The following is a 24466-nucleotide window of genomic DNA, read 5'->3' as shown; positions in this document are numbered from 1 at the left end:
TGGAGAGAAACGATGAGCTTTAGCCTCAGCAGGCTTTCTTTCCTTCGCAGGCTGCTCACCGGAGCGCGCCTGAAATTATTTCGCGCAGTCATGAAGATGGACATTCATCCTTCGGTGGAAATGTCGCTGAGCGCAAAGCCGGATTACACATTTCCGCGCGGCGTCCATATTGGTGAAAAGACATATGTCGCATTCAATGCGCGCATTATGACTCACGACCGGACCCGAGGGCTCTATGTTCACACTAGAATTGGTAAGAACTGCTTTATAGGCGGCGAAAGCCTGATCCTCCCAGGTGTCGAAATCGGCGACAATTGCGTGATTGGTGCGGGCAGCGTTGTGACCCGCAATGTGCCTGCCCGTTCGATTGTGGCGGGCAACCCTGCAAAGATCATCCAAAGCGATATCGAAGTCGGTGCATTTGGCCGTTTCATGGATGCAGACGTTACCGAGCGCGAATTGCGCAATAGCGATCCTGCGGCCGGGGCTTTGCCTGATCGAATGAAAGGCTGACATCCCGTTGCAGCAAAAGCCGCTTCATATCGGTTTGCTCTGGCATTCCTGTTTCAACGAAAATCTTGGTGTTGGGGCGCTCACAGTGGCGAACGCCAACTTGATCGCAGCGGCAGTCGAGAAGACTGGGCGGCGTCCAGTTTTTCATTGTCTGGGCATGCGCGGCGCCTTCGATTACAGCCATGAAATCGCTTATGAGACCGACTTCACGAATGTCGGCTACAAAGCTTTGGCGAACCCGTTTTCGGCACTTCACAAGGCTTTTAGGCGGTGCGATATCATCTTCGATATCGGCGGCGGTGATAGCTTTTCGGACATCTATTCGGCGCGGCGGTTTCAACTGATAATTGCATCTAAGGTGGCAGCTCGATTGCACGGCGTTCCCCTTGTGCTTAGCCCCCAGACAATCGGCCCATTTCATACAGCGACTGCGCGGGCTGAGGCGGTCGGTGTCCTAAAGCTTGCCAAGCACGTATTTGCCCGGGACGAGCCGTCATTCGATTTGCTTGGCGAATTGGGCATTGCTTCCGCTTCGTCGCTAACGACCGATGTGGCGTTCGCGCTGCCGTTCACATCCGATCCGGACAAGGACGCCCGAAGTCTCGCAAGTGGTCCGATCAGGGCGGGCCTCAATGTCTCCGCCTTGTTGTACCGCCGTGATATTGCGACCGGTGACCGCATTCGCCTTTCAGTCGACTATCCGGCGCTGGTCGATGGAATTATGAGCCGCCTTGTGAATGCCCCGCGGATCGAGCTGCATTTGGTCCCGCATGTGCTGGCCGCGGCAACGCCTCATGAAGATGACTATGCGCTGGCAGAAATGCTGAGAGACCGTTTCCCAAGCGTCATCCTGCCGCCGCGCTTTTCGGGGCCATCGCAAGCGAAGAGTTATATTGCCGGGCTCGATCTGTTCGCTGGTAGCCGTATGCATTCGACCATTGCGGCGCTTTCATCTGGGACCGCAGTCTTGCCGCTTGGGTATAGTCGAAAGTTTAGCGGGCTATTTGGCTCGCTTGGCTACCGTTGGAATTCTGATCTCACGACAGAAACGAATGAAACTGTACTTGATCGCTTCGATGCCGCGCTTGCCGATCTGCCCGCGCTTCAAACGCAGACGGCCGCAGCCAATAAAGAGGCGCAGGGCAGACTTCGAACGTATCAGATCTTTCTAGACCATGTCGCAGCGGATTTGGTGGCGCGTGGTGTTTGATATCGACCGGATCAAATCTGACGGACTGTGTTCTGGTTGCGGATTGTGTGCCGGTCTTTGCGCCACCGAGCCCCCGTCAATTCGCATGATCGACGCCGAAAACGGATTTAGACGTCCGGAGCAGCGGACTGAGATCAGTGCCATTCAGGCAAGCCTGATCGATCAGGCTTGCCCAGGCGTGAATATCCGGCATGAGCCCGCCGAACATGAAGCAGAATACCATGCAATTTGGGGGCCCCTGATCAAGGCGCGATTGGGGTGGAGCAGCGATGTTTCACTCCGCCATAGAGCGTCATCAGGTGGCGGGCTTTCGGCAATTCTGCTCCATTTGCTTGAGCATGGCGAAGTCGACTACGTGCTCCACACATCAGTCTCGGAGCATTCCCCGATCCGAAATTCTCTTGCCATCAGTACCGGACGGGATGACGTTTTTCACGCGGCGGGATCACGTTACGCGCCGTCATCACCATTGGAAGACATCGGCGCTCGGCTGGATGGACCAAAACGCTTCGCGTTTGTTGGGAAACCGTGTGACGTGGCGGCCTTGCGGCAGCTCGCCAGACATGATCCACGTGTCGATGAGAAAGTTCCATACATGATTGCCTTCATGTGTGCTGGCGTGCCGAGCCATCACGGAACCTCTCAATTGCTTCGCGAGATGGGTGTGGAGGATGAAAGCGATATCAAAGAGTTTCGGTATCGCGGTGACGGCTGGCCTGGATATGCCACCGCTCAGATGTCCGGCGGTAGCAAGCTTTCGATGGATTACGACACAAGCTGGGGCAGCATTCTGAACCGGCATCTGCAATTCCGATGCAAGATTTGCCCTGACGGGGTCGGAGAATTCGCCGATATAGTTTGCGCAGACGGGTGGTATTGCGACGAGAGTGGTGAGCCTGTTTTTGAAGAGTCGGAGGGCAGAAGCATCGTCATGACCCGAACCAAACGCGGGGAGGCATTGGTCAGCCGTGCCATCGACGAAGGCCATTTGATCGCCGAGCATGTCACGGTTGAGGAGATCGCAAACATGCAGCCTTATCAGGCGCGGCGGAAAGGGCTTGTGCTATCACGGCTGGCGGCAATGGTCGTCAGCGGCAGGCGGACGCCGCGCTTCGAAAATCTGGAATTGGCGCAGAACGCCCGCTTGCTCGGGCTAATCGGCAATCTACGCAGTATGCTCGGTACCTTGCGCAGACTGCTTTCAAAACAGGAGGCTGGCTGACAGCTTGGCGCAAGATCGCTTCTTGAAAGCAGGCTCGACGCTTGGGCTCGGTTACATCGCCGAACATGCGCTCGTATTCGTGCGCATCTTGCTGGTCGCCCGTTTTTTGGGTCCGGAGTTTTTCGGTATCAGCGTCACATTCTTATTGGTGGTCAGCACATTTGCATTGATCAGCGATCTTGGGATCGAGAAGTACCTTATTCAGGCGCGAGAGCGCGAATTGGCTGACACAATGCCAACGCTTGCGACCGTACTGGCGGCGCGCGGCATTTTGATGGGGGCGGCGATATTGCTACTCGCACATTGGATTGCTGCAAAGTTCGGCAATCCGGAACTCGGCTGGTTTTACGCCTGTGCGGCTATCATTCCTGTGATCGAGGGTTTCCGACACCTCGACCCACTCGCACGGCAGCGTTCAATGCATTTTGGCGCATATGTAAAAGTTCAATTGGGCGGCTTAGTGCCTGGCGTGCTGCTCACGATTGTGCTCGCTTATGCGACACAAAACTACGTTGCAATCGCAGCGGGATGCGTCCTGACCTCGATTGTCTCGGTGGTGTTGTCGCATGTCCTTGCTAAGACGCCATATCGGCTTGGCTTTGATGGTGGAGCAATGCGCGCGGTGCTCGTTTACGGCTGGCCGCTTTTGCTCAACGGTATCGTCATCTTTCTTGCAACCCAAGGTGACCGGATCATCATCGGCACAATGAGCGGCATGCGCGAGCTAGCGGGTTATGCCGCGGTTGCTGCGCTTACCGGCGGCATCAGCGTGTTCTTCGCTCGCCTGTGCGGCAACCTTTTCTTGCCCCTGTTGTCCGAAGCGCGCGATGATGCAGAACTGTATGCTGAGCGATGCAAAACCACCGGGGCAGCCTGCCTGGTGCTGCTGTCCTCAGTGCTGTTTCCGCTCGCCACATTGGGAGCGCCTTTGGTCGCTGTGCTGTTCGGTGCAGATTATGCCGTTCCGCCGCTGCTGGTCACCTTCCTTGCCATATTGGCTGGTGCAACTGTGCTGCGATCGTGGTGTGTTGTGATTTCTTTGAGCCGCGGCGGGACGAGCGATATCTTAGCCGCAAATATCCTTCGGGTTAGCGGGCTAGTGGCAGCATTCTTCGCGCTGTCTTGGGGATACGGAATTGTCTGTGTGGCGGCCTGTATGTGTGCCGGCGATGTTGCTGCCACAATGTTGGCCCTGTTTCAGGTGAGCCGAAGAGCGCCAGCGGCGGCACGATCTAGCCTTACTTTCGGGCTGATTTTCGTGATCTTGTCCGCTGCGCTGATCGTTCTCAATGCGAGCTTTGATCCGTTCGCGCATTTAGGGCTTACCGTTGCTGCAGCCGCCGTTACCAGTCTTCCCGGTATCTTCGTTGCCTTGCTGATCTCGCAAGATTTGCGAGTAAGGTGTCGGTCATTGATCGCGAATATCGTATCAAAGGTCTATGGCACGCTTGATGGTTAGAAACTCCAATTCAACACCGGCGCAGAGCCGTTCAAGCAGCGATGCATACGCGCGCAAAGCGCCACAATATTTTGGCGGTGTGCGGAGGGACTTTGTTGACCTTCTTTCGCGCGATGCGACCCCGCACGTGCTTGAGATTGGGTGTGGATCGGGCGAGACGGGGGCTGCTGCTCTCGCAGAAGGACGCTGCGATAGATATTTCGGAGTGGAGATCGCAACGGCTGCGGCTGACCTCGCTCAAACGCGTCTTACCGAAGTGATTAAAGGCGACGTTGAGCGACTGGAATTGCCATGGCCTGACGGGTATTTTGATGCCGTCTTGATGAGCGAAGTGCTCGAACATCTGGTCGATCCTTGGTCAGCGGTGCAGAGCGTCGCCGCGAAGCTTAAACCGGGCGCTATAGTCCTCGCCAGCTCGCCGAATGTTGCGCAGATGAAGATTGTTCGCGAGCTGATTGCTGACCGCTGGGAGCTTACCGATACCGGAGTGATGGATCGAACCCATTTGCGATGGTTTACTCAGAACAGCTATCGCAGCATGTTCGAGGATGCAGGCATCCGCGTTGACAGTCTGCAGCCGATGGGCCGTCCAGGCAGAGCTGGGCGGCTGTTCAATTTGCTGACTTTGAACCGGTTTAAGCACCTGACAATGGTCCAGATTTGCATCATCGGGCGCAAAGCGTGACTCACGGTCCTGAGATTGCCTTGGACTTGCACTTTGTGGCGGCAGTCAATGATGATGCCGTTCTCGCCAATAACTTGGTTCGCTCGCCGATTATCTCCGGTGGGGGTGCTTCATTAAGCTGTTATCGCGGCGCGGCTTGCGCGTCGAAAGCCTACAATCAGGGTCTCGACGATTGCTCGGCTGATATAGTGGTTTTCGCTCATCAAGATGTATTCTTGCCGGACGGCTGGGAAAAGAATCTGCATCGCGCTGTATCTGCCATTGAGCGAGAAGATCCCGACTGGGGCGTGATCGGCGCTTGGGGAGTTGGACAATCGGGCGAATATGTCGGTCACGCATGGTCTTCTGGATTGAGCCAGCGGTTGGGTGGCCCTTTCGATCACCCTATTGAGGCCAAGTGTATCGACGAATTTGTTATCATTCTAAGATGCGCAAGCGGACTGAAATTCGATGAAGGTCTGCCGCATTTCCATTTCTATGCGGCCGACATCGTTCTCACCGCCCGCGCCGCCGGGATGAAGGTCTATGTCGCCGACATCCCGGTGATCCATAACAGCAGGCCGGTGCAATCCTATAGTGGCGGATACACAGACGCCTGGAATTACATGCGGAACAAATGGAGCGGCACTTTGCCTGTCAGAACGATGACCACGCCGTTGACCCGTTCAATCCTGCCAATCCTACGCGGCAAGTGGCGGATATGGCGCTCGCTTCGGCGTAGGCTCGCGCGGGCTACCGATCCCTCGATTGACCCGCGCGAACTGGTTCGTCACCTCGACAGCTAATGGGCTGGCTTGCCGCTACCGTTTAAGGTTGGCCGGCAAATTCTCCGCCGCGGTGCCAATTGTCAGAATTGGCGTTCACCGCAGCGTTTGAGATCGCTTTGTGCAAGACCCCATCGAAATCGACTTCCAGATCGGCAATCTCGGTTCCTTGGGGGACTGCACCACCGCCACCCGACGTGGCGAGGAATGAAACCTCTCTGCTGCTTTGGAAGAGCCCATTGCTGCCCGCTCCGGTGAACGCGGTTGTCGTCGTTGATCCGTTCACGGAAACAATGGCCTGTCCCGCGAGCTGATCGACATCGAATTCAATATCGAGCCATTGGTTGGCTACAATAGTGCCTGCGGGCAGGATCAAGTCATTGTTCAACATTTTCGCACCAGTGCCGTCCTCGACACCGGCGCGCACGCTGCCATCATTCTGCAGATTGAAATCGCACCCTGTGCTTTCCTGCGAAAACAGACGACCTCCTGAGAGTGATGCGGTCGGAAACCTGAACCTTCCGCGAAAGGTTAAGCGTGCGGTGCCAGACGGAACGTTTGATGGATCGACAAAGTACCCTGCCGTAGAGCCCTGAACCAGGTACTCCGTCGGTACGAGCGAAACCTGCGGCGCAGCATATTGCTCGCGAGTCTCTGGCCAAGCCGTACCGAACGGGCCGACACCGGGATTGGCTGGGTTCCAAACCTTACCATTGGCGTCCCGGCGGAAATCCTCGTTTGGAAACCATCCTTCAAGCGACAATATTATTGCGCTTGCATCTGTGCCTGTCGCCGACGTGAGCGGTGACCCCGCCCGCGAACGCCAGTTTGATGCGGCCACATCTGCATAAATCGCGTTCTCGCCTGATGCGGCGCCCAGCGCTTCGCTTGGATCACCGGTCACACTGGAGTTGGTCAGAATGTTGCCCTTGCGCTCTACCGTACCGCCCGTGTTGACGATTGCCGGGGCGACGCAGTTGTAAATTGCCCATGGCATAATATCTCTGCCGACCGCGATCCCTCCATTGCCCTGCGATCCGCGACGGTCGGGCATGTCAGGCACCCAGCAATTTATCAGACCGCCGCCTTCGCCAATATTGGGCTGGTCGATGCCGCCGGCGTTAGATTGATCTACGTAGCCGCGGCCGTCGCTTGCCGGGCTAAAAGTGCTGTGTAGGAAATAGATATTCGAAGAACGCTGGTTTGTACCGTATCCCTCATAGAGGCGGTCGCGTTCCTGCACGCCTCCTTGATAATTTAGGACCACGCATTTGTCGCAGCCGCTATAAAAATTGATTGCATTGGCATGGCCGCCCCCGCTTGTTCGCTGGGAGCGAATGTCGGTCATCACACAATCGCGGACACCGAACATCCTAAAGCCTGTTTGAGACAAATCCTGCGCCTGACAGTTTCGGATCCGATAGTTGAACAGCGGCTTATCGGTCGCAGCAATCGTCTGCATGCCGAAACCAATTCCGTCGCGGAAGGTGACGTTCTCAATCTCGACGCCCTGTTCCTGAAATTTGATCTCCATGCCTTTTTCACCAGCGAACAGGCGCAGCTGGCAATGCTTGATGGTGGCCGTGTTTCCTGTGAGATCGCTGAGGCCGTCTAGACCGAGGGGGAGGCCGCCATTCTCTTCGCCTGCGAACATCTCAAAATTTATGCCCTCAATCGCGCAAGGAGTGTCAGACAGCGAGCGATAGATCCGAAGGCCGCGGGTCCGGACAGCAAGTTCCATGCGGCCGGTCAGATTGTTTGCTTTGCGCGGCCAAACGTAGAAGGTGACCGTACCGTTACCGTGATCTTGGTATCCCCACTCGCCCCGCTGCATTGCTGGCAGCACATTGAGAAGGGCGTAGGCCCCGTTTTCTCCGGCTGAGTTAGGGCGGAAGTCTCGCTGTTCCAATTGCAAGACTTGGCCAAAGACACTGGTCACTTCCTGAAAGTACGCGATGTTCGGAAAGGCATACATGATGGCCGTGGTCTGCTCGAGCTGTGTATCCGTGAAGCCTCCAAGCAGTGAAGGGTGCGCGATCGTATCGTAGTACGTCGCTTCGCGAAGCCCGAAGGTTAGATCCGTTTCATCAGCCTCGCTGATCGTTTGATCGATGTTATCAAAGAAGAAGTCTGGGAATGAGCGATCAGCGCGGCGCAGCCCGCAAATCTTTAGCGCGGATCCTGACTCAGTCATCAGAGTGCGCCAATATTTAGGAGCCGGGAAATCAGCGGTATTCACGGTGACTTTGTGGATTTCCGGCCAGTTCGGACCGACTGTGTTTGCATCACTGGCACCGCAGTTTGTCCAGCCTGTCAGCGGCTCTGCGCCAGAAATAACAGGGCGATCTGATCCATAAGCTTTGATCGAAAGGCTAGTTGGTCCGCCTCCGTTCCAGATATAATCAACTTCTTCACGGTAGCGGACATTGTGCCCCATGATGCGGACCGTCTGATCGCCGTTGCTGGCGTCAGCGGCGCCAATTGCGGCTCCGACTGTCTCAAATGCGCTGCTGGTCGATGTGCCGGTATTCGTATCATCACCGTTGTCGCCGTCTACAAACCAATCACCGTCTGTGCCCGCATCATGGCTTGCGACTTGCCCGTAGACTATGCCTGAGAACAGCGTGGCCGCATTGGCCATGCGTGCCCCTCGGTGGGCTTCTTGAATAAGAGCGCGGCCAATCATTAAGCGCAGGCCACGATGTCGGTTGCGGTGGTGCCGCTGGCGCGAACAAATTCGGCGCGAACGTAGAGGTACCCGCCATCCGGCACATTCAGAAAGGACACATCTGCCGATGCATCTTTTGTCCGCAAGGCAATGGAGCCGCCAGTGCCGACATAGAGATATTTTGGAATGGTTGGCAGCGCAACGACATCATCGGGTGTGACCGCAAATGCGTGTTCACTGGGGGTGAGAGGAGACTGCGCGAGAGTAGCGAATTCGTCAGACATAGAAAGGCCTTTCGGGTGAGAGATTTCTAGTCTTATGAACCATATGGGTTATATGTAGGAAAATGCTTTCTGCGCGATTGTGGTGCTTCTTTTGTCGGATCAAGGCCAAGAATGATCTTGCCTGCCAGAGAACACGCTATGAAAATGAGGGAAACACCGATACGCAATCGGTGTGCAATCTATCTCCTCATCTGCCACTGAAATAGTCCCGCCAGGACCCGCGGTGCGTCAAGGCAGTTCCGATCTGTTGCCAGTGGCTCTGCTAACAAGCTTGATTTACGCGCTGCTGATTCCCGCTCAATTCAATGTGACGCTGGCCGGGATATATCTTTCGCCATTCCGCATCTTCCTGATGGGAGCTGCCTTGTTTTTAACGGCCCGCGGATTGCGCGGCAGCTTGCGGTTCACGCTGCCCGATTTGCTGGTTGTTCTCGCAGCTGCTTGGATCTGGCTTGCGTCCTATATGACGAGCGGATCGGCGCTAACTTCTATGGTGCAAGGCGGGGCGCACACCGTCGATATGGCGCTCGCTTATTTCTTGGCGCGTGTCTGCATTCAAACGCCGCGCGACTTTCGCATGCTCCTGATCCTGATCTCGCCAGGGATCGCCTTCATCAGCGCGATCATTGTGGCGGAATCTGTGACTCACGTGCGCATTTTGCAGCCATTGGCTTCGTCATTAACGGGCGCACCAAACCCTTTGCGCGATGATATTCGATTGGGCTTGATGCGCGGCGCGGCCTCGTTCCCCCACCCGATTCTGGCGGGAATTTTTCTGGCGAGTTTCCTCCCGCTTTTCTTGATGTCGGGAATTCGCGGTTGGCCCAAATATCTTGGTGTTGGTGCATCGTTCGGCGGTATTTTTACAATGAGTTCGGCTGCCCTGCTCGGCGTTTTGGCCGGGGCGTTCTTGCGCGCCTATGACTGGTTAGCGGAACAGATCATCAACCTCACTTGGCGAGTGTTTCTAGCCGTCGCCGCCATTGTCTATGTGCTTGTTGAGCTGACCAGCAACACAGGAACCTATGGGCTTCTCGTTCGCTATGCTTCGCTCAATACGGTATCGGCGTATAACCGCGTATTGATCTGGCAGTATGGCACAGAGAATATCGCAAACAATCCGTGGTTCGGGATCGGGTATGCCAATTGGGACCGGCCGTCTTGGATGCGGTCCGATTCCTTCGATCATTTTTGGCTGATTATGGCGCTGCGATTTGGTTTGCCTGAAGCCATTCTGTTAATTTCAGCCACGCTGATCGGGATCATTACGGTAGCTTTGAATTCCCGGAACATGGCTCCCGATGATGCGCGCCTGATGCGCGGAGTAGCGATTTCGCTCGCTATCTTTGCGCTGGGCGTGAATTCTGTGTCGCTCTGGTTGTCTGCGCTAGTTTGGTTTTTCGTGTTGCTGGGCATCGCCGTCAGCTTGGGAGGGGTGGTGATCAGACCCATCCGCACTGAGGCTAAATTGAGCTAAAGCTTAGACAGCAATACGTGCTTGATCTTTCGCAGAACCCGCGACGGGCTCGACACCGCCCGCACAAAATCATTCCAAAAATCTCGCCAATCGCCGTGCTTGTTGATCGGGATATCCAGCAATTCCGGCCATTGTCGCTTGGTAATTTCCAAGAGCATCTGGTCGCGTGCCCGGATTGCAGGCGAAATTGAAAACATCCGAGAAAATTGCGTGTAAGAGATTAGCGGATGGATCGATCGAGGTGCTGCGCGCATTCTGGGCTGACCAAACGCCCATGGCCCCATTCTCAATTCCAGATATGCCAGATCGAGCACCTGAAAAGCGTCGAGCCCTGACGGTAGGTTCGCATGCCAGTTTCGCACCACATCGAAATTTGATTGGCTTCGCGGCATTTTGAGACGCGCAAGAATAAGGTCGGTCGAAACGTTGTCGTCGGCTTCAAGCTCAGTTGGCCACAGGAAACCGCGACCGACTTCACCGCCCAATCCACCGACCAGATATTGACCTGCTAGAGGTGATACTGATGGGAAGTAATCTTTGTTCGCACCAGCCATCGCATGACCAGCACCGATGCGCCATTCCTGCTTCTCTTGCTCTGTGGCCTCGATGCGAGATCTCGTTGAGTGATCCAGATTGGCGATCACTGCCAGTCTTCCCGCTAACACAGCATCGATTGATTGCGGGTAGTCGATTGTCATGAACGGAAGTGACTTGGCCGAACAACGCAATGATGCAAGCAATGCGCGCGTTTCATTTCCGCCTGTAAGGCAGACTGTCGTCGGTTTATCAGACGCCAAAGCAGTGACGGTGTCGCTGATCTCTGATGCAATTTCATCAAGAATTGCGCCAACATCAATTTGATAGTCCGGCATGTTCTGAGGCACACGGACCGGGACGAAATCAATTGTGCCCAAGCAGTGGTTTGGAAGTAAGCGCATGATGCCTGAATGCGCGGTCAATCCGCCTGTGAACCAGCCATCGCGGTCTACTCCGTTGACACTGCGCTCACTTTCTTTGAGGCGCGCCGAATATGCGTCACCTGTGAGGAGAAAGGCATGCGACGCGATGCGCCGCTTGTCCGGGTCGTAGACCGCGCCAATGGTTGCGCTCGCGTCCGGTCGGACCTCGATCTCGTGACCGTGATCCAGAATGCATAGCCAACTGCCTGCGCATCGCCTGCAGATCGCTTCCCAGATAGATTCGAGGCTTTCGCCTGTCTCAAGCACAAGGCTATTCATACACACCGACTTCGCGTCGAGATCCACCACAACGCCGATAAGCCAGCCCCGGCGCTGCCCGCCGCTTTGAATCTCCACGATGTTCAGATCATCATCGGTCGCCAAAGACCAAATAGGAGTTAGCCGAGTTTCCTTTAGCCCCTCGGGCCAATCACGCGACTTGGAAATTACATATTTGCCCTCGAGAACATTTGAGGGGTCTAGAACTGCGGTCATACTGTGTCGCTCTTTTGCGCGGCGTTCTTCGCGTTCGCTGGCCGTTCAGGATTAACCTTGGAGAGCAACCCGCGCTCCGGATCATAGCCGTATCGCCAAGATGAAGGGCGCAAGGCGATGTCCCTGTGCCCTTTTGCCACTCTTGGCCATTTCGGGCGCCAGCGACCGAGCATTCGACCGATTAGGAAACGCTGCAGCGCACCAGCCCATAGTAACAAGAACGCTAGTTCCTGCCTCCAACGGCTCCAATGAATCCGAGCAAACTGCATCGTTCCCGCCGCGCGATAGAGCATTCGTATTGGGGAGATGACCTCTCCATGGCCGATGTTGTGATAACACTGCGCTGCTGCAACGCGCCAGAATGAGTGGCCCTTGGATGCAAGGCGGACGAACAAATCCACTTCCTCGCAATACAGGAAGTAACGCTCATCCAGCCCGCCTGCCTGGTCCCATGCTTCCCGCGCAAGCATAACAAAGCTGCCGCTTAAAACTTCCACACGGGCGTCCGAAATGCAGCCTCTTGCCTCGCCGATGCTGGCCTGTGACTTGCCCGTCAGCCGACTCGCCAATTCGCTTATCGATGGGATATGCACTCGATTGCCTAGGTCAGGAGCTCCGTTTGCGTCCAGCGTTACGCCGCCCCATGCTGATGCTGCGCTGTGATCCAATGTGGCCTGCATCAATGCGTCAATCGCGCAAGGTTGCAGTTCAACATCTGGGTTCAGCAGCAGCAAGAAGTCTCCCTTTGCTTGCTTTGCGAGCAGGTTGTTGGCTGCGGCGAACCCAATATTCCCTCGACTTGGTAGAATAATGACGTTGGGAAATGTCGCGGCAACAAGCGACTCCGTTGACCCGTCTCCATTGTCAATAAACAGGATTTCGCAGGCGGTTTTCGTGTTAGCTTCAGCAATCGAGCCTATGCAGACCGCAATAAGCGCGGCTGAATTATAGCCGACGATCAGAATGCTAATCCGAGGCGACGAAGTTTCGGGCTTGGTCATGGTTGGCGAGCGCTCACATCTCGTGACCACGCAGAGCCTCGCCCGAGCAACCTGTTTACTTGCGCAAGCAATCGCGCGCTTAGCTTGATGGCGAAAAACACGAAAATATCGAGCAGTCGGTTGCCACTTCTGAATGCAGCACTGATCCCTCCAGTACCTCTAAGTTGGGCCCCATGCGGGCTCGGGAAGAGCCGGGTGATCTCGGCATTTCCAACTTGTTTCCGGGCCTCGACTTTGATCAGATCCAACACATTTTTGGGCGGGCGGACAATAGTGAAGACCGGGTTGCCCGACTTGTCTTCGCTGACATAGCGTTTTTGAGCCTGCTCGAAACGAGTGTGAATCCATATGTCGTCACCGATGATATCCGGGAATTCTCCCGCCTCATTGATGGCAGTTCGCGACAGCGCATAACAACCTGCACCGCCATTTCCACTGCTGGCATAAGGTTGTTTCAACCACACTCGGTAATAGGCTTTTACAAGCAGATCGGAGTGATCGGTGTCCAAACGAATGGCCGGCGCCGCTGCCATGGTCCCACTCTCGCCAAGCGCGTTCACCAATGCGACAATGACCGAGTAGCTGCATTCGATATCAGCATCGAGATATATCCGCGGATAGTGATTGGCCTGCGCGTTGGCGGCATTGATCGCACCTGTTTTGGACGGTTTTTTGATGTCCAGTATGGTGGCGTCAAGCGCAGTCTCCGCAGCGATCTGGACAGTCGAATCCACGCATCCATTCGCTGCGACAATGACTTCCATTTTATGATCAGGCGGCGCGGTATCCAAAAGGCTTGAGAGGCAGCGCGCGATCACTGCTTCTTCATTGAAGGCCGGGATGATTACCGTGCAGTGCTTGTCTAGGTTCAACATTGTCGTTCCTGACAGACAGCCTATTTCGAGCTTTCATACTCGTAATAACCGTACTGATAATTATAGTCTTGGCCTGCCTCCAACGCGCGGTACTTTGTAAGGATCGCGCCGACCGGATTGCCGCCATTTGCCGATAGCCGCTTAATGGCGGAGCGAGCCTGACCGAAGTTAACGCGGTTGGCCTCCATCACGAAAATCGTGGCATCGACTTTGCGCGCAAGCATTGGCGCATCAGCCAGACCCAGAATTGGGGAGGAATCGAACACGATCAAAGAATATTCTTGGCGATACTTCGCGATGAAATCATCAAGCTGTTTGGACGCGAAAAGCTCAGTCGGATTGCCCGGAACTTTGCCAACCGGCAAAATATCCAGGTTCTCGTGAACGCCGCTGATAATTGCCGATTTGAGATCGGCTTGACCGAGTAAAACCTCAACAAATCCGATTTCGGGACGCTCCTTGCCCACAAGCTGGGCAACTGTCGGGTGGCGGAGATCGCCATCGATCAGCAAAGTTTTTCGTCCGACACCGGCAAAAAGTTCGGCTAGAATGACAGCGGTCGTCGATTTACCTTCAGCGGCTTGGCTGCTGGTTAGCTGGATGACGTTCTTATCGCGCGGAATCGCAAAGTCGATTGTGGACCTGATGGAGGCATAGGCCTCAATGAGAGCACTGAACCGGTTTTCCCCCTCCGTATCCAAATCGGCTTCGGCAACAAATGGCGTATGCCCAAGCAGGGGGAGACCGAGCTTGTCTTCGACCTCTTCGAAAGAGCGAACCAAATCGTCCAGCGTTTCACGCAGCACCGCAAGGCCCGCGGCAAACGCCGCTCCTAAAACAAGCGACAGCCCCAAATTGCGCATCAAACTGGGCGCATAGGGTGATCCCGGCACCACCGCCATATCAAGCGGATTGATCAAACCGGACTGTACGTTGGCAGCAGTGCTGACTTCATTGAACCGGGTCAGCAAAGCCTGCAACTGATCCCGCAATGCCTGCGCTTCGCGCTCCAGTACGCTGTATTGAACTTGCCGATCTTGTTCGGCCAACGTGTCGCCGGTCGCAGAATTCAGTTCACGCTGCAGCGCCTGTTCCTGATTTCTCGCGACAATATAGGCATTGCGCACGGCGGCTTTGATCGCACCGCTGCTTTGATCGATCTGTGCATCAAGCGCTGAAATTTGGCCGAGCAAGTTTTGAACGCGCGGAAATTCGTCGGTGTAGCGCTGTCTCAGGTCGACAAGTTCGGCCTGCTTGTTCGTGCGCTCTGCGATCAATTCTTGAAGAACCGGATTTCCCTGTACTTCGGGAAGCTGGCTTGCGGGCAGACCTTGAACGGACCGCCAGCGTTGCTCCGCTGCGATACGGTTTGCTGTCGCGGCGGAGGCGCTGGCATTGATGCTGGCCAGATTGCTGGATGTGACGGTCACCGTACCTTCACCATCTTCCCGGGGAGTGGCTTGAACAACAATGCCGTTCTTGCGGGCATACGTGTTGGCGTTGTCTTCGGCATCTTTCAGCCGCTGCCGCACAGTTTCAATCCGCTCGCGTAGCACGGTCTGGGCGTATTCATTGCCGTCGAGCGTGTCGCGCGTTTCAAACGCAGCGAATGCTTCTGCGTAAGCGTTGGCCATTTCGGCCGCGAGAACTGGATTTTCGGAGCGGTAGATGATCTCGATAATCCAGTTGTCCGAAGGCAATTCGGCTCCGACAGAACCGTAAAGGATCGAGGCGGCCATCCCCTGCTTGGATTCAGCCCAAGCCTCATCTGAGAGGTTCGGCGGGCGGTTCTCATCGATATCACCGCCGAGCAAATCGTAGCGCTCGCCGAGATTTAAATTCTCAGCGACAGTCTGGGCGAGGCTACGACTGTTGATGATGCTGATCTGGGTCGAGAGCAGGTCATAGACCTGATTTGAGGAGATGCCCTGTTCTACATTTTGGCCTTCGACAATGTAGGAACCATAAGGTTCGATCCTGACGCTCGATCGTGCTTCGTACATCGGCGTTGCCAGAAGAGTGACGATCAGGCCCGCGATTGCAGCAGCGACCATGATTCCGGCAATCAGCCAACGTTGGCGGAACAAAATTCCGCGGATCGTAGGTAGACTGATCAATTTGCCTTGCTGCGACTGCGTAGCCATTCGATTTTCGGGCATGTATTTATCAAGCCACGTTCCGCGATTTTCGGGCTCTGGAGGGTTGGTTATAGCTTGATCACTCATGGTCTAAATCAGAAATTCGATGGGCTGGCAAAAATGCCAAAGGCAGGAAGCGCGCGAAGGAAATCCTGCCAAAAAACGGAAAGGCCATCGGTTCCCACCACAACCCTGTCACCTGGCTCCAGCACAGGGTCAAGCATGACGCCCTGACTCACTTGCTGGTAGTCGAACTTTGCCACTGTCACGCCGTCATCGGTTTCCCGGAACACGGCGACCTGCTGCGTATTGGCTGTGCGGCTGGGGCCGCGGGCCATCGCAATGGCTGAAGATAATCGTGCGCCCGGCTGGAATGGGTAGACACCGGCCTGTCCAATGGCGCCTTCTACCGTCACAAGATGCGAGGCATATTCTGCGATATTGACGCTAACCATTGGTTGCCTAAGGCCAACCGCTGCCAGCCGCTGGGTCACGTCGTCTTCAAATTGCTCGGCGGTCATCCCCGCAGCCTTGATCGATCCGAGCAGCGGCAAAGACACATTGCCTTCGACGCCGATCTGCACCGCTTCCATCGTCAAGTCCGGCTCGCGGTAGACATTGACTGAAATTTTGTCTGACGGACGCAGCAGGTAAATTACCGCGCGCGAATTCGAAAACTCATCCTGACCGAGCTCGCTGATCGGGTCCGATGCAGCCAATCCTATCCGGGGACCGGGCGTGGAGGCGCAGGCGCTCAACATGAACAGGCTGAGCGCAGCTAAGGCAGTTTTCGCAATTGATCCCGAACTGCCCATTGCAGCTGTCCCTTTTCCCGAAGATGACCGGTTTAGGGGCTTGGTTTGGCGGGAGCAATACAGCTTATGGTAAACTCTCGTGTCTGCGCCCCGCTAATCTAACCTTTTGTCGCGGTGCACTAGAATGTGCGCTCGGCAACGTGCGCCAACAAAGCTAAGGCAGGCTTGTTGCAGCGATCTACAGTTTCAGGGAGCATCTGATATGTCCGCCGGACCGACATGGTTGAGCCTATTCGCCGCTGGAATATATGCGCCTGTAGTCGCGATGGCCGTTTTCGCAGCGATCACTGCGGTAAAGTTCTCACAAGCGGCATTGCATTGCCGTGTTTGGTTTGGGATCGCTCTTCTTTTCGCGGCACTGATCGCCTTGCGGGTATTCGACATCGAAAATATAGTGAGAGATGAACTGCGGGCCCTGCTGGTAGACGACGCGAAGTATGGTGATCGCAGGGACTTTCAGAGAATGATCGCAGCCGGAGTTTTTGCGCTAAGTTTGGTGGGCGCCTCAGTCATCTTTTTCAGACGTTTGCGCGCTGAGCGCGGTCGGCGCGATTTGGCATTGAGCGCAGCCGTTGCAGCATGCGGAGCGATGATCGTACTTGTCGCGCTCCGATTGATCTCACTCCATTCGATCGATGCGTTGCTTTACGGACCGCTAAAACTGAACTGGATCGGAGATCTCGGCCTGAGTTTGGCGGTCGGCGCGGCTGCGGTTTATTACGTCAAAGTGGTTCGCGCGCTAAGTTAGTGCGCTTTTGCGATGATCTCGGCGATTTGGCGGCTTGCAGTGCCGTCGCCATAGGGGTTGTGCGCTTTTGACATTGCATCATAGGCGATCGGATCGTTTAGCAATTTGCTCACTTCGCGGACAATCGCATTGGTGTTCGCACCCGTCAGTAACGCTGTCCCGGCAGAAACGCCTTCGGGCCTCTCGGTCGTATCACGCATGACCAGAACCGGCTTGCCAAGGCTTGGCGCTTCTTCCTGAATGCCGCCGCTATCTGTCAGCACAATGTCGGAAACCTCCATCATCGCGACAAAGCCAAGATAATCGAGCGGTTCGATCAATGCGATATTATCAATACCGGAGAGTTCCGGACGCATCACTTCAACAACATTCGGGTTCGGATGCATGGGATAGATGATTGCGATATCTTCCCGGCCTGCGAGCCTTTTCAACGCGGCTGCGATTTGCTGCATGCCATCGCCAAAATTCTCGCGGCGGTGGGCTGTAACAGCTACGATACGCTTGCCCGCAAAACGCTCTTTCAAAGGCGCAAGGGCAGGCGCGAGCGACGGATCTGCCGCGACTTTCGCGCGAGCGACCAGCAATGCGTCGATCACCGTGTTGCCGGTGATGTGGATAGCGCTTTCGGGCACGTTTTCTGCGCGCAATGCGGCGGCGGCGTTCGCCGTCGGAGCGAAGTGCAAATCGGCCACCGCGCCAGTAACCTTGCGATTCACCTCTTCCGGCCACGGTGAATAGATATCGCCGCTGCGAAGGCCCGCTTCGACATGACCAACAGGAATGCGGCGGAAATAGCAGGCGAGCGTTGCCATCATTGTTGTTAGGGTGTCGCCGTGGACCAGAACGCGGTCGGGTTTTTCCGCATCAAGAGCCTCGCCAAAGCGCGTGATAATTCTCGCCGACAGGGCATCGAGGCTCTGCCCTGGCTGCATCAGATCGAGATCGATGTCAGGCTCAATGCCCGCAATATCCATTACCTGATCGAGCATTTCGCGATGCTGTGCGGTTACCGCGACGCATACGTCGGAACGACCTGCCTCGCGCAGCGCCTGCACCACGGGAAACATCTTGATCGCCTCGGGTCGGGTCCCAAATGTGACCATGATCTTGGGGCGTGACCTCGCTTGGCTCATTGTTTGAGCATTCCTCGCGTGTCGAATGTGATCTTTCCTGACAGGTCTGCCTGGGTGAGATGTTTGAAAGCGGTGTGATCGACTAGCACAACGACGATTTCCGCCTTAGCAAGCGCCTCGTCAAGGGTGGTCAGCTTTGCTCCGGCGCTCGATAGCTCTTCTGTCAGTTCTTCGGCGAAGGGTTCGACAATGAGCATCCGGTCGCCGCAATCTTTTGCCAGCGCCTCGGCGATTTCGAGGGCGGGGCTCTCCCGGAAATCATCGATGTCCGGCTTGAATGCCAACCCTAACACCGCGACTTTAGCCTGCGGAGCGACCTGCAGGAGGCCGCGAATCCGTTGTTCGGTATGGATAGCTTTATGGTCATTGACCTCGCGGGCGGTGCGGACAAGCCGTGCCGCTTTAGGGGCGCCTGCGACTAGGAACCAAGGATCGACTGCGATGCAATGTCCGCCGACGCCGGGGCCGGGCTGCAGGATGTTAACGCGCGGGTGCCGGTTGGCGAGGCGGATGACATCCCAGACATCGACACCGATTTCGTCGGCGATCATCGACAGCTCGTTTGCGAAGGCGATGTTCACATCGCGGAAGCTGTTTTCGACTAACTTGACTGTTTCTGCGATGCGCGAATTTGTGCTGAGGCAATCGCCTTTTACGAAACTTGCATAGAGGTTGACCGCCCGTTCTGCGCAGGCAGGTGTTACCCCGCCGATAACCCGGTCATTGGCGACGAGTTCATGCACGATTTTGCCGGGAAGAACGCGCTCTGGGCAATAGGCCAGAGCAATGTCGCCGCCTTCATGATCTCCAAAGCGCGGTACTTTTAGGTCTGGCCGCAATTCGGCAATAATATCAGCGACTTTCTCCATCGTTCCAACCGGCGAAGTGCTTTCCACGATCACACAGGCACCCGGCAGAATTTGCGGTGCGATGGAGCGTGCGGCGGCCTCTACATAGGCGATATCGGGGGTGTTATCCTCGCCCAACGGGGTTGGGACAGCAATCATGTAATAATGCGCGGTTGGCACCGATGTGGATGCTGTAAGGCGGCCCGTATCTGTCGCGGTTTGTACGAGCTGATCGAGATCACGCTCTTCGATGTGAACACCGCCAGCATTGACAGTTTTAACAACTTTTTCAGAGACATCGACACCGCATACGTTCCAGCCATAGCTGGCAAGGACGGCGGCGGTCGGCAGGCCGATATAGCCCAGCCCGATTACCGCGATCTGATGATCTGGCGCTGGCTGACTGACCGCATCAAGGCCGATGGCGGTAGAAGTATCAAAAGGTGCGTTCATGAACTCGAATTTCCCGAAATTACGCGGGTTTCATGCGTTCAAAGCCCTTAAAATCACGTTATCCTTGATGCGATTTTTACCGTTTTTACAAAAGGGGCAGAAAGGCACCTAAAGCGGCCGAAAGGGTCATAAATGCCCGGTTTCGATGAACCGCGCGACTGTAGAACGTAATTGCCGCGATCCGGAATCGGGATTTGACCGGAAGGCTTTCAGCGCCAAACCATCTGCTATCCGGTCGGCCAATTCGGTCTGATCCATGGCTACTAGAATGCCTGATCGGCCATCCAATTTGTTCGCCGTCGCCAACTGATGATCATTACGATGCTCGCCCAATTCGGCGCGGCGCGGCATCAGGATGATCGGCTTTCCAAACCGTTGCGCGGTCAGCACCGTGCCAATCCCGGCATGACTTACGATCAGCCGCGACTGCTGGACAAGTTTTTCAAATTTGTCCGGCGCGATCCGGTTGTGCGCATCCATGTTAGTAGGCGTAAATCTGCTTGGCCCGGTTTGTGCGACAACCGGCATCCCAAGCGTCGGGGCAAGGGCATCCATCGCCGATATCAGCCGGTCAAAACCGAGCTGCATTCCAACGGTGACGAGGATCACAGCAGGGCCCCGCGGAATACCGGTTCTGGATCGCCGGCAAGGTGTTCCCACTGGGTCAGGCATTTATGGGCAAACGTCAAAGAGAGCCGCCCGCACATCGAGAGTTTGTCTGCGTTGGCAACGCTATCGATCCAGAGCGTTCTCGCTCCAACCAAACGGCCCGCGAGAATACAGAAAAAACCGGGCGCTGCTCCGGTCGAAATGACAATATCGGGTCGCAGTTTTATTACTAGCCAGAGCGCGACAATCCCGCACCAAGCCGAGCGAAAAGGGCGGTTTTTGTTGCAATCGGGCAAGATCGCCGCGCCTGTAATTCCGTGCTGGACGGCCACATCGCGGTCTGTCGTGGCAAAGTGGATATCGTGCAGTTCCAGCGTCTTTCGCAGCAGCATTAGCTGTTCGAAATGTCCGCCGCCTGATGCTGCGGCCAAGACCCGTTTTGTGGCTCTGCCCACTATCCAACACCTGTCAGCTTGCCCGCACAATTGCGCTTTGCAGGCAGTATTGCGCGCGAGGCTTCGCTGTCAATCGCGCGCGAATGTCGTGCGGCCTCTTGCTCTCATCGGCGTCTCGCGTCAGAAGTCCGGCCCAAGAGGAGAGCTTTTCATGACCAACCCCACCGGCCCGCTTACCGGCCTCAAAGTGATCGAATTTGCAGGCATTGGCCCGGGCCCGCATGTGGCCATGCTGCTCGCCGATCTCGGCGCGGAAGTTGTGCGGATTGATCGGCCCGGCGGCGGCGTGATGAACCCTGTTGTCGAACGCGCGCGAAACCGTGTGACGGCTGATTTGAAAAGCGAAGAGGGCAAGGCCTTTTGCCGCGAGGCCGCGAGCAAGGCTGATGTTTTGATCGAAGGTCTGCGACCGGGCGTAATGGAGCGGCTTGGCCTAGGGCCGGACGAGCTGCTCGCTGATAACCCGCGGCTCATTTATGCCCGGATGACCGGCTGGGGGCAGGACGGGCCGCTGGCTCAGACGGCCGGGCACGACATCAACTATATCGCGCTTACCGGCGCGCTCGACGCCATCGGGAAAGCAGGCGAAACCGCCGTACCACCCCAAAACCTTGTCGGCGATTTTGGCGGAGGATCAATGTACTGCGCGTTCGGCATCATGGCCGCTTTGTATGAACGCGAACGCTCCGGCAAAGGTCAGGTTGTTGATGCGGCTATCATTGATGGCACGACCAGCCTGATGAGTTTTTTCTTCGGCTTACCCAAATCGGCGGTTCGCACGACAGAGCGCGGAAAAGGTCTGTTGGGCGGAGCATCGCACTTCTATCGCTGCTTCAAATGTGCAGATGGGAAAGAGGTTTCGCTCGGCGCGATTGAGCCGCAATTTTACGCTGAATTGCTAGCCAAATCGGGCGCTCCGGCAGAGCTTGCCGAAGGCCAGATGAACCCCGCGAATTGGGATGACTACGCTGAAAAAATGGCGGCCTTGTTCGTCACCAAAACCCGCGATGAGTGGTGCGAATTGTTAGAAGGAAGCGACGCGTGTTTCGCGCCTGTCATGGGCCTAGATGAAGCGCGTGAGCACCCGCATATGAAAGCGCGGGGCGCATTCGTCGAACATGACGGCGCATGGCACACAGCTCCGGCGCCGCGTTTCAGCCGGACGCCGGGAGCCGTGCGGTCCAGTGCGGATGATGGCGCGCAAACCGTTGCTGGCTGGACGAAAGGCTGAACCATGGCAGGCAAATTCTTTGACGAATGGCAGGTGGGTGACCGGATCGAGCACGAAATCCGCCGCACGGTGACCGAGACGGATAATCTTCTGTTCTCGACCATGACCCACAACCCGCAGCCGCTCCATTTGGATGTCGAAGCTGCGAAAGAAAGCGGCTTTGGCCAGATCCTTGTGAATTCGACTTTCACGTTTTCATTGCTGGTCGGTCTGTCGGTCGGCGATACGACGCTGGGCACGCTGGTCGCCAATCTTGGCTTTGATAAAGTTGTGACGCCGAAACCGGTGTTCATCGGGGATACCATGCACGCGCAAAGCGAGGTGAAGGAGCTCAGGGAAAGCAAATCGCGTCCTGAAGCGGGCATCGTCACCTTCACGCATGAGTTGTTGAACCAGCGCGATGAGGTGGTGTGCCGCTGCGAGAGATCAGCTTTGCTTCGCCGCTCTACTTGACGAACGGTAAGTTTCGGGCGCAGGGTTGATTGGAGGGATTTGAGAGGGAGGAGCGCATGATGCGCAATTGGACGAAATTCGCGCTAGCGGGCATTTCTGCGTTGGCTCTATCTGCTTGTGACAGCCTGATGCCGGTCGATGAAGCGCAAAGCGGCGATGGTGAGGGCACGATTGAACTCGCCGAGTTTCCTGACCGTCCATATTGGGGCGATACCCACCTCCATACTGATAACTCGATTGACGCATTTGGTTTCGGCGTACGGCTTGGCCCTGAAGAAGCCTTGCAGTTCGCGCGCGGTGACACTGTTACGGCGACAACCGGTGCGGAGGCGAAGCTCGCGCGGCCGCTCGATTTTCTTGTGATCGCCGACCATTCTGACGGTCTTGGTGCCACGCGCCGGCTTTATGATGCACCGCGCTTTCTGATTCAGGACGAAACGCTGCTGCGCTGGCATGACATGATGCATGAAAGCCCCGAGCAGTCACAGCTCGCCATTGCCGAACTGATTACCGCAGCGGCGAATGGTGATTTGCCCGAGGCCCTGCGCGATCCCGAGGCAAGCGAAGAGAACACACGGGACATCTGGACCACGCATCTGGGCACGCTTGATCGTTACAACACTCCGGGCGAATTCAGCGCAATTGCGGGCTTTGAATGGACTCTGATGCCGGACGGAAACAATCTCCACCGTGTGGTGATGTTCCGCGATGGCAGCGACAGAACCAGTCAGGTTTTGCCGTTTCCCGGCCTGAGCACGACGGCAGAGCAGCTGTGGGATTACATGGCAGCTTACGCGAAAGACACTGGCGGACAGGCGCTCGCCATTCCGCACAATTCCAACCTGTCCAATGGGTTGATGTTTGAAATGACAATGCCGGATGGATCGCCGATGACGGCTGCTTATGCCGCAAAGCGGGCCGCTGCCGAGCCGGTTGTGGAGGTAACCCAGATCAAGGGTGACAGCGAAACACATCCGTTCCTTTCGCCCAATGATGAGATGGCCGGATTTGGCGTGAAGGGCTGGGAACTGGGCAACCTGCCTCTAACCGCCAAAACCACCGACGATATGCTCGCAGGCTCCTATGTCCGCGAAGCGTTGAAGCGCGGGCTTTCGCTCGAAGAGCAACTGGGCGCGAACCCTTATGCGTTCGGCATGGTCGGATCGACCGACAGCCACACATCACTGGCGACCGGCGATGAGGACAATTTCTGGGGCAAGCATACCGGCAACGAACCAGCATCCGAAGATCGGGCGGTCGCTGCGCAGAACCTTGGCACGCGCGTTGGCCGTTTCGGCTGGAATTATCTGGCTGGCGGCTATGCTGCGGCTTGGGCACGGGGCAACACACGGGCCGAAATCTTCGACGCGTTCCAGCGCCGGGAGGTCTACGCCACCACCGGCCCGCGCATGAGCGTGCGAGTGTTCGGCGGTTTCGGATTTGAAGACGCGGATTGGGACGGCGACTGGGTGCGCAAAGGCTACAGCGAGGGCGTGCCGATGGGCGGCGAACTGACCAGCGGAGCAGATGCACCGCGCTTTATGATCAGCGCGCTGAAGGACCCAGATGGTGCCAATCTCGACCGCGTTCAGATCGTCAAAGGCTATCTCGATAGCGCAGGCGAAATGCAGGAACAGGTTTACGATGTCGTGTGGAGCGACATGGAAAGCCGCGCTGTTTTTGGCGGCAAAGTTCCCGCAGTAGGCGACACAGTGGACCGCGAAGCGGCGACATACACCAATGATATTGGCGCGGCGGAATTGCGCAGTGTCTGGACCGATCCCGACTTTGCGGAAGGTCAGCGTGCGTTTTATTATGTTCGCGTTCTGGAGATCCCGACGCCGCGCTGGTCGCTGTTCGATGCGGTGCGTTTCGGGATCACATTGAGCGACGAGGCAATGGCCGATAGCGTTGCTCAGGAACGGGCATATACGTCGCCGATCTGGCTCAGACCAAGCGCCTGAGGCCGGC

The 24466-nt window shown here is 56.2% G+C and carries 22 protein-coding genes; 11 read left to right on the top strand and 11 right to left on the bottom strand.

Features of this window, described 5'->3' with window-relative positions; all coding sequences use genetic code 11:
• The first annotated feature begins 12 nt into the window (after positions 1–12).
• From KCG46_RS12690 to KCG46_RS01660, 6 genes are all read left to right on the top strand, one after another.
• Complete coding sequence (locus KCG46_RS12690; protein ID WP_218403618.1) at positions 13–513, top strand: acyltransferase; 501 nt, start codon at positions 13–15, stop codon at positions 511–513.
• An 85-nt stretch (positions 514–598) separates the two neighbouring features.
• Positions 599–1723 carry a polysaccharide pyruvyl transferase family protein gene (locus tag KCG46_RS01680; RefSeq protein ID WP_369410150.1) on the top strand — a complete coding sequence of 375 codons (1125 nt, stop codon included), beginning with the start codon at positions 599–601 and terminating at the stop codon, positions 1721–1723.
• A gap of 85 nt (positions 1724–1808) precedes the next feature.
• A complete protein-coding gene (locus tag KCG46_RS01675) occupies positions 1809–2945 on the top strand; it encodes a Coenzyme F420 hydrogenase/dehydrogenase, beta subunit C-terminal domain (RefSeq protein ID WP_255551719.1) in 1137 nt (378 codons plus the stop codon).
• A gap of 4 nt (positions 2946–2949) precedes the next feature.
• Entirely contained in the window at positions 2950–4404 is a 1455-nt protein-coding gene (locus tag KCG46_RS01670) for an oligosaccharide flippase family protein (protein ID WP_218403617.1), read from the top strand.
• Entirely contained in the window at positions 4397–5089 is a 693-nt protein-coding gene (locus KCG46_RS01665; protein ID WP_218403616.1) for a class I SAM-dependent methyltransferase, read from the top strand. Before KCG46_RS01670 ends, KCG46_RS01665 begins: the two co-directional genes overlap by 8 nt.
• Positions 5086–5874: a glycosyltransferase gene (locus KCG46_RS01660; protein WP_218403615.1), complete on the top strand. Its 789-nt coding sequence runs from the start codon at positions 5086–5088 to the stop codon at positions 5872–5874. Before KCG46_RS01665 ends, KCG46_RS01660 begins: the two co-directional genes overlap by 4 nt.
• Before the next feature lie 22 nt (positions 5875–5896).
• On the opposite strand, the gene KCG46_RS01655 is transcribed toward KCG46_RS01660, so the two are convergent.
• Positions 5897–8494 carry a hypothetical protein gene (locus KCG46_RS01655; protein ID WP_218403614.1) on the bottom strand — a complete coding sequence of 866 codons (2598 nt, stop codon included), beginning with the start codon at positions 8492–8494 and terminating at the stop codon, positions 5897–5899.
• A 44-nt stretch (positions 8495–8538) separates the two neighbouring features.
• Positions 8539–8805 carry a spike base protein, RCAP_Rcc01079 family gene (locus KCG46_RS01650; RefSeq protein ID WP_218403613.1) on the bottom strand — a complete coding sequence of 89 codons (267 nt, stop codon included), beginning with the start codon at positions 8803–8805 and terminating at the stop codon, positions 8539–8541.
• A gap of 253 nt (positions 8806–9058) precedes the next feature.
• On the opposite strand from KCG46_RS01650, the gene KCG46_RS01645 reads away from it, so the two are divergent.
• On the top strand, positions 9059–10282 hold the full coding sequence (locus KCG46_RS01645) for an O-antigen ligase family protein (RefSeq protein ID WP_218403612.1): 1224 nt from the start codon (positions 9059–9061) through the stop codon (positions 10280–10282).
• On the opposite strand, the gene KCG46_RS01640 is transcribed toward KCG46_RS01645, so the two are convergent.
• Genes KCG46_RS01640 through KCG46_RS01620 form a run of 5 tightly spaced genes read right to left on the bottom strand, consistent with a single transcriptional unit; the run spans position 10279 to position 16469 of the window.
• Positions 10279–11736, bottom strand: coding sequence for a hypothetical protein (locus tag KCG46_RS01640; RefSeq protein WP_218403611.1), 1458 nt, complete (start codon positions 11734–11736; stop codon positions 10279–10281). The genes KCG46_RS01645 and KCG46_RS01640 overlap by 4 nt on opposite strands.
• Positions 11733–12737 carry a glycosyltransferase family 2 protein gene (locus KCG46_RS01635; protein ID WP_218403610.1) on the bottom strand — a complete coding sequence of 335 codons (1005 nt, stop codon included), beginning with the start codon at positions 12735–12737 and terminating at the stop codon, positions 11733–11735. Before KCG46_RS01635 ends, KCG46_RS01640 begins: the two co-directional genes overlap by 4 nt.
• Positions 12734–13612 (bottom strand): glycosyltransferase family 2 protein, encoded by an 879-nt coding sequence (locus KCG46_RS01630; protein WP_218403609.1) that lies wholly within the window; start codon positions 13610–13612, stop codon positions 12734–12736. Before KCG46_RS01630 ends, KCG46_RS01635 begins: the two co-directional genes overlap by 4 nt.
• A gap of 20 nt (positions 13613–13632) precedes the next feature.
• Positions 13633–15837, bottom strand: a complete 2205-nt coding sequence (locus KCG46_RS01625; RefSeq protein ID WP_218403608.1) for a GumC family protein — start codon at positions 15835–15837, stop codon at positions 13633–13635.
• An 8-nt stretch (positions 15838–15845) separates the two neighbouring features.
• On the bottom strand, positions 15846–16469 hold the full coding sequence (locus KCG46_RS01620) for a polysaccharide biosynthesis/export family protein (protein ID WP_255551718.1): 624 nt from the start codon (positions 16467–16469) through the stop codon (positions 15846–15848).
• A gap of 298 nt (positions 16470–16767) precedes the next feature.
• On the opposite strand from KCG46_RS01620, the gene KCG46_RS01615 reads away from it, so the two are divergent.
• Positions 16768–17313, top strand: a complete 546-nt coding sequence (locus KCG46_RS01615) for a hypothetical protein (RefSeq protein WP_218403607.1) — start codon at positions 16768–16770, stop codon at positions 17311–17313.
• On the opposite strand, the gene wecB is transcribed toward KCG46_RS01615, so the two are convergent.
• The 4 genes from wecB to KCG46_RS01595 all read right to left on the bottom strand — a co-directional run bounded on the left by wecB (position 17310) and on the right by KCG46_RS01595 (position 20811).
• Entirely contained in the window at positions 17310–18416 is a 1107-nt protein-coding gene (gene wecB / locus KCG46_RS01610) for a non-hydrolyzing UDP-N-acetylglucosamine 2-epimerase (RefSeq protein WP_305040797.1), read from the bottom strand. The genes KCG46_RS01615 and wecB overlap by 4 nt on opposite strands.
• 26 nt (positions 18417–18442) lie before the next feature.
• The gene (gene wecC / locus KCG46_RS01605; protein WP_218403605.1) at positions 18443–19747 is read right to left on the bottom strand and encodes a UDP-N-acetyl-D-mannosamine dehydrogenase; all 1305 of its coding nucleotides are present in this window, start codon (positions 19745–19747) and stop codon (positions 18443–18445) included.
• A 126-nt stretch (positions 19748–19873) separates the two neighbouring features.
• Positions 19874–20356, bottom strand: coding sequence for a glycosyltransferase (locus KCG46_RS01600; protein ID WP_218403604.1), 483 nt, complete (start codon positions 20354–20356; stop codon positions 19874–19876).
• Positions 20353–20811: a glucuronosyltransferase gene (locus KCG46_RS01595; protein WP_369410149.1), complete on the bottom strand. Its 459-nt coding sequence runs from the start codon at positions 20809–20811 to the stop codon at positions 20353–20355. The genes KCG46_RS01600 and KCG46_RS01595 overlap by 4 nt, the downstream gene beginning before the upstream one ends.
• Positions 20812–20962: 151 nt before the next feature.
• On the opposite strand from KCG46_RS01595, the gene KCG46_RS01590 reads away from it, so the two are divergent.
• Genes KCG46_RS01590 through KCG46_RS01580 form a run of 3 tightly spaced genes read left to right on the top strand, consistent with a single transcriptional unit; the run spans position 20963 to position 24459 of the window.
• Positions 20963–22042 (top strand): CaiB/BaiF CoA transferase family protein, encoded by a 1080-nt coding sequence (locus KCG46_RS01590; RefSeq protein ID WP_218403603.1) that lies wholly within the window; start codon positions 20963–20965, stop codon positions 22040–22042.
• Positions 22043–22045: 3 nt separating this feature from the next.
• Positions 22046–22495, top strand: coding sequence for a MaoC family dehydratase (locus KCG46_RS01585; protein WP_218403602.1), 450 nt, complete (start codon positions 22046–22048; stop codon positions 22493–22495).
• Positions 22496–22551: 56 nt separating this feature from the next.
• Entirely contained in the window at positions 22552–24459 is a 1908-nt protein-coding gene (locus KCG46_RS01580; RefSeq protein WP_255551717.1) for a DUF3604 domain-containing protein, read from the top strand.
• Positions 24460–24466: the final 7 nt, after the last annotated feature.

Source organism: Erythrobacter crassostreae (genome assembly GCF_019204045.1).
Classification (GTDB): Bacteria; Pseudomonadota; Alphaproteobacteria; order Sphingomonadales; family Sphingomonadaceae; genus Erythrobacter; species Erythrobacter crassostreae.
Note: the sequence above shows the minus strand (reverse complement) of the source record. Positions and strands in the feature narration are given on the sequence as shown.